The following is a 15,966-nucleotide window of genomic DNA, read 5'->3' on the forward strand; positions in this document are numbered from 1 at the left end:
TTTACGCGGGGAACAGGGAGCTGTAGGCGTTGAGAGCCGGCTGTCCGCCGAGGTGGGCGTAGAGGACCGTGCTGTCGCGGCCGATCTCGCCCGACGACACGAGGTGGATGAGCCCCGCCAGGGACTTTCCCTCGTAGACCGGGTCGGTGATCATGCCTTCGAGGCTCGCACCCAGGCGCATGGCGTCCACGGTGGACTCGTCGGCGATGCCGTAGATGCCGGCGTGGAAGCGGTCGTCGAGGAGGATGTCCTCTTCGGACACCGTGACCTCGCACAGCTTGGCGGTGTTGTGCGCGATGCGGGTGATCTGGGCGAGAGTCTCGGCCGGCTTGGCGGAGGCGTCGATGCCCAGCACGCGGCGGCCGGTGTCGTTCGCGAAACCGGCGACCATGCCCGCCTGGGTGCTACCGGTGACCGAGCAGACGACGACGGTGTCGAAGAAGACGCCGAGCTGGGCCTCCTGCTGTCGGACCTCGTCGGCCCAGTTCGCGAAGCCCATGCCGCCCAGCGGGTGGTCGGAGGCGCCGGCGGGGATCGGGTAGGGCTTGCCGCCGTTCGCGCGGACCTCTTCGATCGCCTGTTCCCAGGCGGGTTTGACGCCGATGCCGAACTCGGCGCTCACCAGCCGGACGTCGGCTCCCATCATGCGGCTGAGCAGGATGTTGCCCACCCGGTCGCTGCCGACGTCGGCCCAGTCGACCCAGCTCTCCTGCACCAGCACGGCTTTCAGACCGGCCCGCGCCGCGGCGGCCGCGACCTGGCGGGTGTGGTTGGACTGGATGCCGCCGATCGACACGAGGGTGTCGCAGCCGGTGGCCAGGGCGTCGGCGACGAGGTACTCGAGCTTGCGGGTCTTGTTGCCGCCGTAGGCGAGGCCGGAGTTGCAGTCCTCGCGCTTGGCCCAGACCGCGGCGCCACCGAGGTGGGCGGTGAGACGGTCCAGGCGGTGCACGGGCGAGGGACCGAAGAGGAGCGGGAATCTGTTCACAGTTCGTCCTCCAGGGTGCTCCAGTTCTCGTCGACCAGGGTGGCGGCCAGCGCGGTGTCGCCCTTCTCGCACGCCTCGATGATCTGCTGGTGCTGCGTGACGGAGTGGCGGGCGTCCGGTGAGGAGAACCGGCTGTGCTCGGCCCGGCGCACCAGCGGGGTGAAGCGGTCGATGGTCGCGGCGATCGCGAAGTTGTCGCAGCGGTGCACGGCCACCGCGTGGAAGTCGTCGTCGGCGGCCAGCGCGGCGACGGCGTCGTTCGCGTCGAGCGCCTTCTTGAAGGCCTTGTTCGCGGCCCGCATGGCGGCGATGTCCTCAGCCGGCATCTTCGGCACCGCGATGCCGATGGCGAGGGCGTGCATGGACTGGACGACGACGAGAGCGTCCCGCACGGGTTCCGCTTCCAGCGCGGTGACACGGGTGTACGCGTGCGGCTTGGTCTCGACCAGGCCCTCGTCGGTCAGCGTGGCGAGCGCCTCGCGCACCGGGGTGCGGGACAGGCCGAGCTTCTCCGCCAGTTCGACGTCCTTGATGGGCGTGCCCGGCTCCAGGTCGCCGCGCACGATCGCCGACCGGATCTCGGCCGCCGCCCGTTCCTTCAGTGACCCATATCCAATATATTGCATATCAGTGAGCGTAGGACGCGGGCCGGGTGATCGCAACAACAAGCCCCCGAGCCGCAGTGCGACTCGGGGGCTTGGATGGTTCCAGGCGAGTTAGCTGACAGGCAGGGCGCGGCCGAGGACCGCGAACGGCCGTGGGTCGCCCGTGAACTGGTAGTGCCGCAACACGTCCACGAAGCCGACGCGGCGGTAGAGCTTCCACGCCTTGCTCGGGCCTTCGGGCGTGGACAGCAGCACGCGGGAGGACGACACGCCCTCCATCAGGCGATGCAACAGGTCCTCGCCGAGGCCACGGCCCTGGGCGCGCGGCAGCACGTGCAGTTCGGTCAGCTCGAAGTAGTCGGTGAGCCAGTCCTCGACGACGGTGGGCGGCGAGACCTGCATCAGCCCGCGCCGCACCTGCTCGTGCCACCACTGGCCGGCCGCGCCGCGGTAGCCGTAGCCGATGCCGACGAGCTCGTCCTGCTCTCCCAGCGCGACGACGCAGCGCCAGTCCTCGCGCATCATGTGCGCGAGCCACATCGGGGCGCGCTGCTCGACGGTGCCCGGCGGGTAGTTCATCGCCGTCACGTACAGCGCGAGCGCTTCGCCCAGCCGCACGTTCAGCTCCGAGGCGGTCATCTCGACGATGCGCTCCAGGCGCGGCGAGGCCGTCATGCCGTCACCACCGCCACGCGTCCGCCCGTCAGCGCCACCAGATCCGCGAAGGTCGTGGGGTAGACGGCGTGCGGATGACCCGCGGCCGCCCAGATCTCCTCGTGGCCGGACAACGCCCTGTCCACGATGGTCTCGATCGGCGCCGGGTGCCCGACCGGCGACACCCCGCCGATCACCTGGCCCGTGTGCTCGCGGACGAACTCGGGGTCGGCGCGCTTCACCGCGTCCGCGCCCACCAGTTCGGCCACCATCGACGTGTCCGCGCGGTGCGCACCCGAGGTCAGGACCAGCAGCGGGGCCGCGACCCCGTCGCGCACCGCGGCGAACAGCAGGCTGTTCGCGATCGCGCCGACCTGCACGCCCACCGCTTCCGCGGCGGCCGCCGCGGTCCGCACGGCGTCCGGCAGCACGACGATGCGTTCGGCGGTGGCGGGCGGCAGGGCTTCCGCGACCTTGCGGATTCCGGGGTGTTCGAGCGCACTCACGTCTCCATCAGACCACGACTCGCGCCCACGTGGTGGGGCGGGTTGAGGAATCCATCGGCCGGGAGCTACGCTGATGAGGACTCGAACATGTGTTCGAGTCGAACCATGCCTCGGAGGTGGGGTGGGGGAAGCACCCCACCTCCGAGAGCCGCCGGCTTCCCCTCGGCGGTGACGTCGTTCACCGACGCCACTAGGAGGCCGAGATGACAGCCGATCTTTCGAATCCGGCAGCCTTCCCCATCCCGTTGCCACCCGCGTCCGCGCTCGCCCTGCTGCGGCAGGCCCACGACTCGCTCGCCGAGTCGGAGCGCACGCCCGAACCCCCTGAGCGGTTCGCGACCGCTTACCTCGCCGCACTGCGCGCAGCCGCCGCGGTGCTCGCCTTACGTGGACGACCCCATCGCGGGCGATCGAGGCCGACCAGCGCGTGGGTGCTGCTCGGCGCGCTCGCGCCGGAGATGAGTGAGTGGGCAGCTTTCTTCGCGTCGTGGTCGTCCACACGGGCGGCCGTGCTCGCGGGGATCACCCGGCACGTCGACGCGCGCACGGCCGACGACCTGGTGCGCCAGACCCATCAGTTCGTGCTGCTCGTCGACCGCGTGATGAGCGAGGCGACGCGGTGAACTCTCTCGACATCTTGCGTCGTGAGGCGGAACTGCTCGCCATGTCCGCGATCGGCCAGCCACCGCACAAGGGCGTGCCGGCCTGTCCCGGACTGAACCTCGGGGAGACCGTGCGGCACGTCGGCGGCGGTTATCGCGGCGTGCTGGCGTGGATCAGGCTCGGCCGTGAGCCCAGGGCCGGCGAGTGGCAGGACTACCCGGCGGCGGGCGAGGACACGCTCGACTTCATGCGGTCGGGCGCGGAGGCCGTGATCGCGGAGCTTGAAGCGCACGACGAGGACGAGCCGTGCGCGACGTGGTGGCCTGACCGGCAGAACTACGGGTTCTGGCGGCGACGGCTCGCGCACGAGACGACGGTGCACCGCATGGACGTCCAGGGCGCCTCCGGCGTGGAACCCGGTGCCGTCGCCGACGAGGTCGCGATCGACGGCGTCGACGAGGTGCTCACGTTGTGGCTGGGGCACAAGCTGGACGTGCTCGGGGTGCGGGGGTCGCGGGAGAGCCTCGTGACCATCCAGGTCGAGGACCACCTGTGGCTCACGCGCTGCGGTCCGCACGGCGCGTCGGCGTGGCGCGTGGTCGACCCGGAGGACACCCACGTCGCCGACGCGCAGGTGTCGGCGAGTCCGATGACGATGTACCGCTGGCTGTGGGGACGGTTGCCCGACCGGATGGTCGAGGCGATCGGCGACCACGACGCCATCGCGCAGCTGTGGGCGCTACTGCGGCTCGCGACCAAGTAGGACGGACGCGGTCTCCTCGCCCGTTGCCGACAACAGCCGGTAGCGGGCGCGGCGGCCGTCGAAGTCCAGCAGCGCCACGGAGTTCCCGAAGTGCGGGCCGCTGGTCTTGCGCCAGTGCACCAGGTCCTCCGGCACGCCGGCCAGTGTCGCGAGGCGGCGGAACACCCACGAGGCCGCGCGGGACCACGACAGCCGGAACCCCGGTCGCAGGAACTTCGGCGCCTCGTTGTGGATGGGCGAGCACACGAGCTGCGCGACCACTGCCTTGGTGGGCCTGGCGAACTCGGCCTCGGCGACGTAGCTGTGGTGGACGTCGCCGGACAGCACGCACACCGTCGCGGCGCCGTTGCCCGCGGCCTTCTCGATCATCCGCGAGAGCCGGTCGAACGACTCCCGGAACGCCGGCCAGTGCTCCAGGTCGACCGCCTGCCTGATCCCTTCGGCGGCCTTGCCCTGCCAGCCCGGTTTGCGCGCGCCGATCTCGTTGAGGGACTGGAAGTGACTGAGCGCGTGCGGCATCAGCCACGGCAGCGACGAGCCGATCAGCAGGTGGTCGATGTCGTCGCCGTCGGTGTTCCGCTCGATCCACTCAAACTCGGCGTCGCTGACCATCTGCCGCTTGCCCTCGTCGAGGATGCGGCCCGAGCGCGTGTCGACCATGAGCAGCCGGACGCGGCCGAAGTCGCGGCGGAAGCTCCACCACGTCGACTTGCGGCCCTCCACCTCCCTGTCCGCCTCCTCGGCGAACTCCTCCAGCAACGGCAGCACGTCCGTGTCCTGGGCCTTCACCTTGGCGTACAAGGGATCCCGCGCGAGCTCGTTCGGGCCGAGGTTGCCCAAGTGCTGATAGACCCAGTACGAGGAGAGGGCGCCGCGGATCCTGTCGCGCCACCACGGCTTGTCCGCCATCTCCGCGCGCCACACCGCGGACGTGTTCCAGTCGTCGCGCACGTCGTGGTCGTCGAAGATCATCGCCGTCGGCACGACCGACAGCAGCCAGCGGATCTCGGGGTCGCCCCAGGTCTCGTGGTAGAGGCGGGCATACTCGCCGAAGTGCACGACCTCGCCGTCGGGCTCCTCCGTGCCCTGCCTGCGATCACGCAGCCACTGCTTGGTGGCCTCGGTGGGTTCGTCGGCGTAGACCTGGTCTCCCAGCAGGACAAGCGCCTGCGGCCACTCGTCCTCGGACGTCTCCATGAGCCGTTGCGCGAACGCGTCGAGGGCGTCGGGCCCGACCGGCTGGGTCGGCGCGGCACGGCACGACCCGAAGGCGATCCGGCGGACCTCACCGGTGCGGATGACCGGCGTCGGGAACCCGCTGCCGGGTTCCGGCCAGACCGTCTCGCCGTCGAGCCTGACGTCGTATTCCGTGCGCGGGCCGAGGTTCTCGAGTCTGACGAGCGCGAAGTGCTGCCGGCCGGCCTGGAACGTGCGCGCGATGTGCCCGGCGATCACGACCTCGCACGAGGCGTCGGTCTCGACCCACACCGTCGCGGACGATTCGTCGACATGCCTCAGGAGCGGTCCGAGCACCAGCTTCGCCACGCGCGAGACAGTACCCTCGTACGCGTGGAAATCACGTTCGAGGCAGCGGATCCCCCGGCCCTGGCCGCGTTCTGGTCCGAGTTCGCCGGTGACGAGCTCGAGCTGACGTTCGTGTGGAGTGACGCGCCGAAGATCGAGAAGAACCGGGTGCACATCGACCTGGCCTCGTCGTCGCCCGAACACCAGGCGGACATCGTGGCGCGCGCGTTGAAGCTCGGCGCCGAACTCGCCGACGTCGGTCAGACCGACGTGCCGTGGGTGGTGCTGCGCGATCCGCAGGGCAACGAGTTCTGCGTCCTCGAACCCCGCCACGAATATCCCGGCGTGATCGCCGCCGTCGTCGTCGACTCGCGTGATCCGCTGGCGTCGGCCCAGGCGACCGGGCATCCGGTGGTGCGCAGCGGGGACGGCTTCGCCTCGGTCCGGCCCGAGCCGGGTCCGTGGCTCGAGTTCGTGCGGACCGATGACGCGGAGCCGATCACGAACCGCGTGCGCGTCCGGTGGGCCGATCCGGCGTAACGGGTCGAAAGAAGGCCCGCGAGGCGCTCAGCGGATCAAGGACGCCGAACCGTTCGACAACAGCCTCACGGACACCGGCTTCGACGTCTCGATGTTCCGCCCGCGCCGCACCGGCACCCACTGATATCCGATATATCAGCCCCCTCGCCACACCGGCTTGTGCAAAAGACGTTTGCGGACGTCCGCAAACGTCTTTTGCATAAGGGTGGATCGGCGCAGTTCAGAAGGTTGCGCGGCGGGCGTGGATCAGAGGGCGGCCAACCGTTCACGAAGGGTGTCGAGGCCCATCGCGCCCATCTCCAGGGCCTCCTTGTGGAAGCGCTTGAGGTCGAAGTCGGCGCCCTTGCGGGTGCGTGCGTCCTCGCGGGCGGCGAGCCACAGGCGCTCGCCGATCTTGTACGCCGGTGCCTGGCCCGGCCAGCCGAGGTAGCGGTCGATCTCGTCGCGGATGTGGGCGGGTTCCGAGAGCGTCCTGGTCATCATGAACTCCAGGCCGAGCTCGGGCGTCCAGCGCTCGCCGGGGTGGAAGCCGGTGCCGGCCGGGATCTCCAGCTCCAGGTGCATGCCGATGTCGATGATCACGCGGGCCGCGCGGAACAGGTGCGCGTCGAGCATGCCGAGCAGGTCGCCGTCGTCGTCGAGGTAGCCGAGTTCGCGCATGAGGCGTTCCGCGTAGAGCGCCCAGCCCTCTCCGTGGCCCGAGACCCAGCACATCAGGCGCTGGAAGTCGTTCAGCGTCTCCGACTGGTACACGGCCGTCGCGCACTGGAGGTGATGGCCCGGCACGCCCTCGTGGTAGACCGTCGAGGTCTCGCGCCACGTCGGGAACACCGACTTGCCCTCGGCGATCGACCACCACATGCGGCCGGGCCGGGAGAAGTCCGCGGTCGGCGGCGTGTAGTAGGCGCCGACGGCACCGCCGGGCGGGGCGATCTTGCACTCGAGGCTCATCAGCGCGTCCGGCAGGTCGAAGTGCACGTCGCGCAGGTCGAGCAGGGCCTTGTCGGACAGTTCCTGCATCCACGTCTGCAGGCCGTCCTGGCCGTGCACCTGGTAGCGCGGGTGCTCGTCGAGGAACGCCGCGGTCTCCGCCAGCGAAGCGCCCGGCTTGAGCCGCGCGGCCACCTTCTTCATCTCGGCCTCGATGCCGAGGAACTCCTCCCAGCCCCACGCGTAGGCCTCGGCCAGGTCGAGCCGCGACCCGGTGAAGTAGCGCGAGCCGAGGCGGTAGCGCTCCTCGCCGACCGCGTCCTTCTGCGGTGCTTGCGGGGCCAGCGTCGTGCGCAGGAACGAAGCGAAGTCCGCGTAGGCGGCGGCAGCGGCGGTGGCGCCGGCGTCGAGAGAGGAACGCACCGAGCCGTCCACGTCTGCGGACGCGGCGAACGGACCGAAGAAGGTCGTCGCGAAGGTGTCGCACTGCTTGGCGACCTGAGTGACCTGACGGATCGCGGAGACGTGTCCGCGGGAAGCGGCGTGTGAGAGAGAGGCGCGCAGGCCGTCGAGAGCGGCGGGCACGGCGGAGAGACGACGGCCGATCGTGGCCCACTGTTCCGGCGTGTCGGTCGGCATCTGGTCGAAGATGTCGCGCACCGACTGGATCGGGCTCGCGATGACGTTCAGCGAGGACTCGGTCTCACCGGCCTCGTACAGCTCGTGCTCCAGGCCCGTCCGTTCCAGGAAGACGGCGCGTGCCGCCTCCTCCGAGGCATCCGCGGGCTGTGCGGCGGTGATGGCGGCGAGAGCGCGGACGGCGAGTTCGTCGCGCGCCGCGTGCCCTTCCGGAGAGAGGTCCGTCAGCTGGTCATCGGCTCCCGCGAAGCCCAGACTGGTGGCGGTGATGGGGTCCAGCGCCACGTAGTCGCTGACGAATTTGTTGCTGATTTCGTGCACGGATGCCATGTTTCGAGACGCTACCTCGCGCCCCTCCACACCAAAAGGTAGTTAGTCAAGCTCACGACCTTCGGAGGGGACCTGCGTCGTTTGGGCCGTGCTGGCAGGATGTCCGCGTGCGTCGTTCCCGGGCACTTCTGCTGCCGGTCTTCTTGCTGCTCACCCTGTTTTCGTTGAGCGGCTGCGTTCGCGTGTACGCCGCCATGGCCGTGTCGGACGACGACCGCATCTCCGGCGAGATCGTCGCGGCCACGCCACCGACCCAGGACAACGACCCCGGACCACAGCTCAAGGTGCCGCCGGAGCTCGCGAGCCGCGTCACCACCAAGCCGTACCGGGTGGAGTCGTACGCGGGCACGCAGCTGTTCTTCAACGGCCTGTCGTTCGACGAGATGCGGACGCTGTCGACGTCCACCAGCTCGTCGAACAGCCGCTACAGCCTCAGCTTCCGCCGGTCGGGTGATCTTGTCACGCTGTCGGGGTCGGTCGACCTGACCCAGGTTCCGGTGGAACGCGCGGACATCCAGGTGAAGGTCAGCTTCCCCGGCAAGATCGTGAACACCAACGGCCGCGAGGAGGAGAACAACACGATCGCGTGGTCTCCGAAACCCGGTCAGGCGTCGATGCTGCAGGCCACCGTGCAGTACGCGGGCGAGAACTCCAGCTCGTTCTTCGGCTGGGCGCTGCTGGTCGCCGGGCTCACCGGCGGTGCCGCGCTGATCGTCGTCGTGCTCGCCCTCATCGCGCACAAGCGCAACGTCACGCTCTAAGCGCGCGTCACCAGGCCCAGGCGCCCCAGCACTTCCTTCGTCGCCTTGGACCTGTTCATCGTGTAGAAGTGCAGCGCGGGAACGCCCTCGTCGAGCAGCCGCTGACACATCTCGGTCGCGATGTCGATGCCGGTCGCCCGGAACCCCGCGACGTCGTCCGCGTACGGCTCCAACCGGCGCGAGACGTCGAGCGGCAGGTCGGCGCCGGACAGCTCCACGATCTTGGCCAGGCCGCGCGGCGAGAGCATCGGCATGATTCCAGGCAGGATCGCCGCGGAACAGCCCGCGTCCGCCACCCGGTCCCGCATCCGCAGGAACGGCTCCGGCGCGTGGAACAGCTGGGCCACCGCGTAGTCCGCGCCCGCGTCGAGCTTGCGCAGCAGGAACTTCAGGTCGGTGTCGAGGTCGCCGGAGCGCGGGTGCCCGTACGGGAACGCCGCCACGCCCACGCAGAAGTCGCCGAGCTCGCGGACCAGACGCACCAGCTCGTCGGCGTAGTTCAGGCCCTCCGGGTGCGCGACCCACTCGCCCATCGGGTCGCCGGGAGGGTCGCCGCGCAGCGCGAGGATGTTGCGCACGCCGATGGCCGCGTACCAGCCGATCACGTTGCGCAGCTCGGCCACCGAGTGCTCGACGGCGGTGAGGTGCGCGACGGGAAGCAGTGTCGTCTCCTGCGCGATGCGGCCGGTGGCGCGGATCGTGCGGTCCCGGCGCGACCCGCCGGCGCCGTAGGTGATCGACACGAACGCCGGGTCGAGGCCTTCCAGCTCGCGGACGGCCTTCCAGAGGATCTTCTCGTCCTCCGCGTCCCGAGGCGGCAGGAACTCCACCGAGAACTTGGGTGACTCTCCCCGGAGCCGCTCCACCACCGACGTCATAGGACCAACCCTAGTGGGTCTTCCGCTAGGTGAGACTCCAGCTCACCATGTGGTACGCGGGCCCCGGCATGCGGGTGGTCCCGGACACAGCGGACCATGGACGTGTGTCCCACCACCCCATCGACGTCGCGTTGCCCCAGCACGTCGAAGCAGCACTGACCACCTATCTGGCCTCCCGGCGCGCGTCCGGGGAGGCGATGGACCCGAGCTTCGCGAGCGCGGTGGACGCGCTCTCCGATTTCGTGCTGGGCGGCGGCAAGCGCATCCGCCCGACCTACGCGTGGTGGGGCTGGCGAGCGGCCGGCGGCGACCCCGACGGTGAGCTCGCGGACGAGGTGCTCACGGCGGTCAGCTCGCTGGAGCTGATCCAGGCGTGCGCGCTGATCCACGACGACCTGATGGACGCCTCGTCGGTGCGCCGGGGCAAGCCGACCGTGCACATCGCGTTCGGCGCGCGGCACCGCGAGCAGGGCTGGCTCGGTTCGTCGGAGCGCTTCGGCATGTCGGCGGCGGTGCTGATCGGTGACGTCGCGCTGGCGTGGGCGGACGACATGCTCTTCGCCGCCGGGCTGCCGTCGGAGGTGCTGCGCCGGATGAGCGAACCGTGGCGGGACATGCGCACCGAGATGCTCGCGGGCCAGTACCTCGACGTGCTGACGCAGGCGCGGGGCGACTCGTCCGCGGACGCCGCGCTGCGCATCGACCGGCTCAAGACCGCCGCCTACACCGTCGAACGGCCGCTGCACATGGGTGCGGCGATGGCGGGCGGCTCGCCCGAGCTGATCGACGGCCTGCGCGCGTTCGGTGCCGACATCGGCGTCGCGTTCCAGCTGCGCGACGACCTGCTCGGCGTGTTCGGCGACCCCGAGGTCACCGGCAAGCCCGCGGGCGACGACCTCGCCGAGGGCAAGCGCACGCTGCTCGTCGCGCTCGGCATGCAGTTCGGCGCCGATATATTGGATATCGCCCTGGGCAAGCCCGATCTCGACCTCGACACCGTCGAAGAGGTCCGGCGCACGCTCGTGAAGGTCGGCGCCGTCGACGCCGTCGAGGAACGCATCGAGGAGCTGACGAAGAGCGCGCTGGCCGCCCTCGACGCCGCTCCCGTGGCCGAACCGGCCGCCGCCAAGCTCGCCGGCCTCGCGATCAGCTCCACCAAGCGCGCGTTCTGAAGTTGATCACATTTCCCGGGCGGACGGCTTGATTAAGTCCACGTGACCAGTGTGGCCCGTTGCTTGCCGACGCTTCAGCGCCTTGTGCAACGATGTTCGGGCGATGGCAGCAACTCCGTCCCTCCCCCGCACGAGCTCCGAGGCACCTCTACAGGAGCTTGATCCAGTCGTGCGCACGAACACCTACGCCATCCCCATCCGCACGACCATGCTCGGCCTGCTGGGCGTGGCTCTGATCGCGCTCGGGGGCATGGGTGCCGGCGCGATCCTCGAGCGCGACCCACTGCTCGCCCAGGTCGGGCTGAGCTGGCTGCGCTACGGCCACGGCCGCGACCTCGCGAGCATGGTCCTGTACCTCGGGCTCGGCCTCGTCATCTGGGCGTGGATCCGGCTCGGCCGTCTCGTGCGGTGGGGCGAGATCGGCGACTTCGCGGTGCTGGTCGCGGTGACGGTCTGGACGTTGCCGCTGCTGTTCGCGCCGCCGCTGTTCAGCAAGGACATCTACAGCTACCTGGCCCAGGGCCAGCTCGCGCTGAGCGGTTACGACCCGTACACGGTCGGGCCGGCCGTCCTGCAGAGCACGCTGAGCGAGAACGTCAGCTGGGTGTGGCAGCACACGCCCGCGCCGTACGGGCCGTTGTTCATCCTGGTCGCCAAGGCGATCGTGTGGATCACGGACGCGAGCGTCATCCTCGGCGTCGTCGCCATGCGCCTCTCCCTCGCGGGCGGGCTGGTGCTGCTGTGCTGGGCGCTGCCGGGCCTGAGCAGGCACCTGGGCGGCAAGTCGGCGATCGCCTTGTGGCTGGTCGCGGCGAACCCGCTGGTGCTGGTCCACCTGATCGGTGGCGCGCACAACGACCTGCTGATGATCGGGCTGATGGCGGCCGGTGTGCTGCTGGTGCTCGACCGCAGGCACGTGCTCGGCTTCGTACTGCTCTCCCTCGCGTTCTCGGTGAAGGCGACGGCGGTCGTGATCGTGCCGTTCCTCGTCTGGATCTGGGCGGCGCGCCTGGAGGGCGACAAGCGCGCCCAGTTCCGCAAGGCGCTGCTGCCGGGCCTGGCCACGTTCCTCGGGACGTTCCTCGTGTGCACGCTGATCGCCGGGGTGAGCCTCGGCTGGATCCCGGCCCTGCGCAGCTCGTCGATGATCATCAACTGGTTGTCGCTGCCGAGCGCGGTCGGTGACTTCGTGCGCATGGTCGTGAACTGGTTCGTCTACGTCGACGGCGGCATCTTCATCGGCGTGGCGCGGGCGCTGGGCTCCGTGGTGCTGATCTGGATCGCGTACACGCAGTGGTGGGCGTCCCGCGACGGTGAGGTGCGCGACGCCGTCCGGCGTGGCGCGCTGACGTTGCTGGCCGTGGCGCTGCTGTCCCCCGCGACGCTGCCCTGGTACTTCACCTGGGCGCTGGCGCTGGCCGCCGGGTTCGCGTGGAGCACGGGCGCGCTGGTCACGGTGACGACCGCGTCGCTGTTCCTGCTGCTGGTGACGTTCCCGAACGGCGACACGGCGCTGTACTCGTGGGGCTACCTGGCCTTCGCGCTGGTGGTGTCGGCGCTCGCCGCGCGTTCTTTGGTGAAGCCGGACCCGTTCGGCCTGTCCTCTCGTTACGAATGAGCCCCGGGACCGTGGACCTGGGCTCCGCCTATGCCGCCTGCCGTCGCGTGAACGCGCGGTACGGCAAGACGTTCTTCCTGGCCACGACGTTGCTGCGGCCTGACCAGCGGCCCGCGGTGCATGCCCTGTACGCGTTCGCCCGGTGGGCCGACGAGATCGTCGACGCGGCCGGGGTGACCGACCGCGCGGGTGAGCTGGACCGGGTGGAGCGGCTGCTGGAGAAGGCGCCGTCGAACCCGATCCTGCACGCGCTGGCCGACACGATGCATCGCTACGACATCGACAGGTCGCTGTTCACGGACTTCCTCGCGTCGATGCGGATGGACCTCGACGTGACGGAGTACGCGGACCTCGACGCGCTCGGCGTCTACGTGCACGGCTCGGCGGAGGTCATCGGGCTGCAGATGCTGCCGGTGCTCGGCACCGTCGTGCCCCGCGAGGAGGCCGAACCGTACGCGGCCCGGCTCGGGGCGGCGTTCCAGCTCACGAACTTCCTGCGCGACGTCGGCGAGGACCTCGACCGCGGCCGCGTGTACCTGCCGCAGGACGTCCTCGGCGCGCACGGCGTCGACCGCGACCTTTTGCAATGGTGTCGTCGTCATCGTCGCGCAAACGACCGGGTGCAACGGGCGCTCGACGACCTCGTCGCGCACTCGTATGCGATATATCAGTCCGCGGAGCCCGGCATCGGGATGCTGTCCGCGACGTCCCGGCCCTGTATGCAGACCGCATACACCCTGTACCGCGACATCCTCGGGCTCGTTGGCTGCGAGGTGTTGTGGCGACGTGTGGCCGTGCCGAACTCACGGCGGCTCGCCGTGGCGGCGCCCGGCGTCGGCCGAGCCCTCCTCGCCCGTGTGACGACTCACGGGATTCCGGGGTGAGCCCCGCTCTTTTAGCCTCGCGCAGCGGTTCCGGACGTCTCTCACCTGCGGAGACGTCCGGAACAGCTGTGATCGGTGACTTAGAAGCCCATGGCCTGCGCGCGGCGCTTTACCTCACGCCCACGGTCTCCGCGCAATGCTTCGATCGGAGTGCCAGGGAGGCTTTCGTCCTCCGTGAAGAGCCAGCGCAGGATCTCGTCCGTGGAGTAGTTCTGGTCGCGCAGCACCGTGATGGTGCCGGGCAGACCCTTCACCACCCCTCCGGCAGCGAGAAACGCCTCGGGGACGACGAGAACGCCGGCCCGCCGCTCGGCGAGCAGTTGCCCGTCGCGCAACATTTGGTGGACCCGGGTGACCGGAAGTCCCATTCGGTCGGCCACCTCGGGGAGAGGAAGAACCTCCAGGTCGGCAGCCAATACATCCGCAGCGGCAGGAATCGCACTCACGGGGGTCACGATGCCATAACCGAACTGGGAACGCCCTTCCGCCAACCGGGTCATCCTGAGCTTTACCATCTCGCACTGTGGAGAGGTCGGTTTCGAACGTGATGGGTGGACTGCTGGAGCAGCGCTACCGGGTGGACTCCGTGCTCGCGCGCGGTGGCATGTCCACCGTCTATCGAGGTCGCGACACTCGCCTCGATCGCGATGTGGCCATCAAGGTGATGGATCCGCACCTGACGGCGGACCCGGCGTTTGTCGCGCGCTTCGAGCGCGAGGCACGCGCGGCGGCCCAGTTGCACCACCCGGCAGTGGTGTCCGTGCACGACCAGGGCGTCGACGGTGACCAGGTGTACCTGGTGATGGAGCTGATCGACGGCGGAAACCTCCGTGACCTGCTCAATCAGCGCGGCAAGCTCGCTCCCGCCGTGGCGCTGAGCATCCTCGGCCCGGTGCTGTCCGCGTTGGGCGCGGCTCACCGCGCGGGGCTCGTGCACCGGGACGTGAAGCCGGAGAACGTGCTGATCGGACCCGGTGGCCAGGTGAAGGTGGCGGACTTCGGGCTGGCCCGTGCGATCGCCGAGAACGGCGTCACGAGCGACAGCGAGATCCTGGGCACCGTCGCCTATCTTTCACCCGAACAGGTGGAATCGGGCGCTGCGGACGCGCGTAGTGACGTCTACGCGGCCGGGATCGTGCTCTACGAGATGCTGGCGGGTCAGGCGCCCTATCGCGGCGAGACGGCCATCTCGGTGGCCTATCAGCACGTGAACTCGGACGTCCCGTCGGTTCCGGAGATCCCGCTGGCGCTCGACACGCTGGTGCGCAAGGCGACGCGGCGCGACCCGGTGCTGCGGCCCGCGAACGCCGACGCGTTCCTGGCCGAACTGGAGCGCGTGGGCACGGACCTGGGCCTCACGCCGCAGCCGGTGCCCGTACCCGGTTCGGCGCCCGAGAACGACAGGACGGTCATCATGCGACCGGTTCCGGTCGCGGTCGGCGCCACTCCTCCCTCCGCTGCCGAGCTGACCAGGCCGGTGGTGCCGAAGCCGTCCCTGAACTCGGCGGCGATGACGACGGTGAGCACCGGGCCGCCGCCGCCTCCTCCCGGTATCTCCGGCACGCGCACGATGCAGCGGCCGGAGCCGCCACGCCGTCGTCCCCCGCAGAAGAAGAAGCCGAAGGTCGACCCGGTCGAGGAGGAGCGCAAGCGGCGCAAGAAGCTCTTCACGATCTGGGGTTCCGTGGTCGTCGTGGTGGCGATCATCGTCGGCCTGTTCTCCTGGTACGTCGGCGCGGGCCGCTACACGGAGATGCCGTCGGTGGCCGGGCAGTCCGAGCAGAACGCGATGGTGCTGCTCTCGAAGGCCGACCTCACCGGGCTGGTCGAGAAGGTGCCGTCCAACGACGTGCCCAACGGCACGGTCATCAGCTCCGACCCTGGTCCTGGCGCGGAGCTGCGCAAGAACCAGCAGGTGAAGCTCGTCGTGTCGCGCGGCAGGCCCGTGGTGCCGTTCATCAACACCGGCGTCGACGAGGCCGCCGCCACCAAGGACATCGAGGCCGCGGGCCTGAAGGCGGTCAAGGACGCCACGAAGGACGCGTTCCACGACACCGTGCCGATCGGCAAGGTCGTGGGCGTCGATCCACGCCCCGGCACGGCGCTCGCTCTCGACGCCCCGGTGACGCTGATCCTGAGCAAGGGACCGCCGCCGCGCCTGCCCGTGCCGAACGTGACGGGCAAGACGAAGGACGAGGCGGTCGCCGAACTCCAGCGCGCCGGTCTGGAAGCGGTCGACGCGGGTGGCGAGGACGCGCCGGAGAACAACGGGTCGCGCGTGGTGCGGACGGATCCGCCGGCGGGCACCGTGCTGGACCCGACGCAGAACAAGCGCGTCACGCTCTTCTACCAGAACAACCAGGAGATCGAGGTTCCCGACGTCACCCGGCAGAAGGTGCGGGAGGCCAAGGAGCAGCTCGAACAGGCCGGTCTGCGGGTGAAGGTCGAGTTCAACAAGAGCAACAACGCGACCGTGGTGAACCAGTCGATCCCGCCGCGCACGCGGGTGAAGCGAGGAACCGAGATCACGATCGTCGGCCTCTGATCACGGCAAAGGCGAAGGGCCCCGCG

The 15,966-nt window shown here is 69.8% G+C and carries 16 protein-coding genes; 8 read left to right on the forward strand and 8 right to left on the reverse strand.

The genetic code is table 11. From position 1 onward, the window contains the following. Position 1: 1 nt before the first annotated feature. From BM417_RS26270 to BM417_RS26285, 4 genes are all read right to left on the reverse strand, one after another. Positions 2 to 988 carry a 1-aminocyclopropane-1-carboxylate deaminase gene (locus BM417_RS26270; protein WP_093599802.1) on the reverse strand — a complete coding sequence of 329 codons (987 nt, stop codon included), beginning with the start codon at positions 986 to 988 and terminating at the stop codon, positions 2 to 4. Then, a complete protein-coding gene (locus tag BM417_RS26275; RefSeq protein WP_093599805.1) occupies positions 985 to 1,614 on the reverse strand; it encodes a GntR family transcriptional regulator in 630 nt (209 codons plus the stop codon). Before BM417_RS26275 ends, BM417_RS26270 begins: the two co-directional genes overlap by 4 nt. Positions 1,615 to 1,704: 90 nt before the next feature. Then, entirely contained in the window at positions 1,705 to 2,268 is a 564-nt protein-coding gene (locus BM417_RS26280) for a GNAT family N-acetyltransferase (protein ID WP_093599808.1), read from the reverse strand. Further along, positions 2,265 to 2,753 (reverse strand): YbaK/EbsC family protein, encoded by a 489-nt coding sequence (locus BM417_RS26285; RefSeq protein WP_093599811.1) that lies wholly within the window; start codon positions 2,751 to 2,753, stop codon positions 2,265 to 2,267. The genes BM417_RS26280 and BM417_RS26285 overlap by 4 nt, the downstream gene beginning before the upstream one ends. A gap of 203 nt (positions 2,754 to 2,956) precedes the next feature. On the opposite strand from BM417_RS26285, the gene BM417_RS26290 reads away from it, so the two are divergent. Further along, positions 2,957 to 3,376, forward strand: a complete 420-nt coding sequence (locus tag BM417_RS26290) for an SAV_6107 family HEPN domain-containing protein (protein WP_093599814.1) — start codon at positions 2,957 to 2,959, stop codon at positions 3,374 to 3,376. Next, positions 3,373 to 4,119 (forward strand): maleylpyruvate isomerase N-terminal domain-containing protein, encoded by a 747-nt coding sequence (locus tag BM417_RS26295; protein ID WP_245822179.1) that lies wholly within the window; start codon positions 3,373 to 3,375, stop codon positions 4,117 to 4,119. Before BM417_RS26290 ends, BM417_RS26295 begins: the two co-directional genes overlap by 4 nt. On the opposite strand, the gene BM417_RS26300 is transcribed toward BM417_RS26295, so the two are convergent. Continuing rightward, the gene (locus BM417_RS26300) at positions 4,096 to 5,664 is read right to left on the reverse strand and encodes an alkaline phosphatase D family protein (RefSeq protein WP_093599817.1); all 1,569 of its coding nucleotides are present in this window, start codon (positions 5,662 to 5,664) and stop codon (positions 4,096 to 4,098) included. The genes BM417_RS26295 and BM417_RS26300 overlap by 24 nt on opposite strands. Before the next feature lie 24 nt (positions 5,665 to 5,688). On the opposite strand from BM417_RS26300, the gene BM417_RS26305 reads away from it, so the two are divergent. Then, on the forward strand, positions 5,689 to 6,183 hold the full coding sequence (locus BM417_RS26305; protein WP_093599820.1) for a VOC family protein: 495 nt from the start codon (positions 5,689 to 5,691) through the stop codon (positions 6,181 to 6,183). 246 nt (positions 6,184 to 6,429) lie between these two features. Here the strand turns inward: BM417_RS26305 and BM417_RS26310 are convergent, their stop codons facing one another. Beyond that, positions 6,430 to 8,082 (reverse strand): DUF885 domain-containing protein, encoded by a 1,653-nt coding sequence (locus BM417_RS26310; RefSeq protein ID WP_093599823.1) that lies wholly within the window; start codon positions 8,080 to 8,082, stop codon positions 6,430 to 6,432. 107 nt (positions 8,083 to 8,189) lie between these two features. On the opposite strand from BM417_RS26310, the gene BM417_RS26315 reads away from it, so the two are divergent. Then, positions 8,190 to 8,843: a DUF3153 domain-containing protein gene (locus BM417_RS26315; protein WP_093599826.1), complete on the forward strand. Its 654-nt coding sequence runs from the start codon at positions 8,190 to 8,192 to the stop codon at positions 8,841 to 8,843. Here BM417_RS26315 and metF read toward each other — a convergent pair. Further along, the gene (gene metF, locus BM417_RS26320; protein ID WP_093599829.1) at positions 8,840 to 9,721 is read right to left on the reverse strand and encodes a methylenetetrahydrofolate reductase [NAD(P)H]; all 882 of its coding nucleotides are present in this window, start codon (positions 9,719 to 9,721) and stop codon (positions 8,840 to 8,842) included. The two genes, BM417_RS26315 and metF, sit on opposite strands and share 4 nt — an antisense overlap. Positions 9,722 to 9,789: 68 nt before the next feature. On the opposite strand from metF, the gene BM417_RS26325 reads away from it, so the two are divergent. The 3 genes from BM417_RS26325 to BM417_RS26335 all read left to right on the forward strand — a co-directional run bounded on the left by BM417_RS26325 (position 9,790) and on the right by BM417_RS26335 (position 13,395). Further along, positions 9,790 to 10,893: a polyprenyl synthetase family protein gene (locus BM417_RS26325; protein WP_093600685.1), complete on the forward strand. Its 1,104-nt coding sequence runs from the start codon at positions 9,790 to 9,792 to the stop codon at positions 10,891 to 10,893. 169 nt (positions 10,894 to 11,062) lie between these two features. After that, positions 11,063 to 12,511 carry a polyprenol phosphomannose-dependent alpha 1,6 mannosyltransferase MptB gene (gene mptB, locus BM417_RS26330; protein ID WP_245822181.1) on the forward strand — a complete coding sequence of 483 codons (1,449 nt, stop codon included), beginning with the start codon at positions 11,063 to 11,065 and terminating at the stop codon, positions 12,509 to 12,511. After that, on the forward strand, positions 12,508 to 13,395 hold the full coding sequence (locus BM417_RS26335; RefSeq protein WP_093599832.1) for a phytoene/squalene synthase family protein: 888 nt from the start codon (positions 12,508 to 12,510) through the stop codon (positions 13,393 to 13,395). Before mptB ends, BM417_RS26335 begins: the two co-directional genes overlap by 4 nt. Before the next feature lie 80 nt (positions 13,396 to 13,475). Here BM417_RS26335 and BM417_RS26340 read toward each other — a convergent pair whose 3' ends face one another. Continuing rightward, positions 13,476 to 13,841, reverse strand: a complete 366-nt coding sequence (locus BM417_RS26340; RefSeq protein ID WP_030474641.1) for an Rv2175c family DNA-binding protein — start codon at positions 13,839 to 13,841, stop codon at positions 13,476 to 13,478. A 77-nt stretch (positions 13,842 to 13,918) separates the two neighbouring features. Between BM417_RS26340 and pknB the strand changes: the two genes are divergently transcribed. Next, positions 13,919 to 15,940 (forward strand): Stk1 family PASTA domain-containing Ser/Thr kinase, encoded by a 2,022-nt coding sequence (gene pknB / locus BM417_RS26345; protein ID WP_093599835.1) that lies wholly within the window; start codon positions 13,919 to 13,921, stop codon positions 15,938 to 15,940. Positions 15,941 to 15,966: the final 26 nt, after the last annotated feature.

The organism is Lentzea waywayandensis (assembly GCF_900115955.1).
GTDB classification, from domain to species: Bacteria; Actinomycetota; Actinomycetes; order Mycobacteriales; family Pseudonocardiaceae; genus Lentzea; species Lentzea waywayandensis.

What these genes read in the sequence shown, in the direction of transcription:
- BM417_RS26275 (WP_093599805.1), bottom strand. Translation starts at nt 1,614, where the DNA reads ATGCAATATATTGGATATGGGTCACTGAAGGAACGGGCGGCGGCCGAG.
- BM417_RS26280 (WP_093599808.1), bottom strand. Translation starts at nt 2,268, where the DNA reads ATGACGGCCTCGCCGCGCCTGGAGCGCATCGTCGAGATGACCGCCTCG.
- BM417_RS26290 (WP_093599814.1), top strand. Translation starts at nt 2,957, where the DNA reads ATGACAGCCGATCTTTCGAATCCGGCAGCCTTCCCCATCCCGTTGCCA.
- BM417_RS26310 (WP_093599823.1), bottom strand. Translation starts at nt 8,082, where the DNA reads ATGGCATCCGTGCACGAAATCAGCAACAAATTCGTCAGCGACTACGTG.
- metF (WP_093599829.1), bottom strand. Translation starts at nt 9,721, where the DNA reads ATGACGTCGGTGGTGGAGCGGCTCCGGGGAGAGTCACCCAAGTTCTCG.
- BM417_RS26325 (WP_093600685.1), top strand. Translation starts at nt 9,790, where the DNA reads ATGCGGGTGGTCCCGGACACAGCGGACCATGGACGTGTGTCCCACCAC.
- BM417_RS26335 (WP_093599832.1), top strand. Translation starts at nt 12,508, where the DNA reads ATGAGCCCCGGGACCGTGGACCTGGGCTCCGCCTATGCCGCCTGCCGT.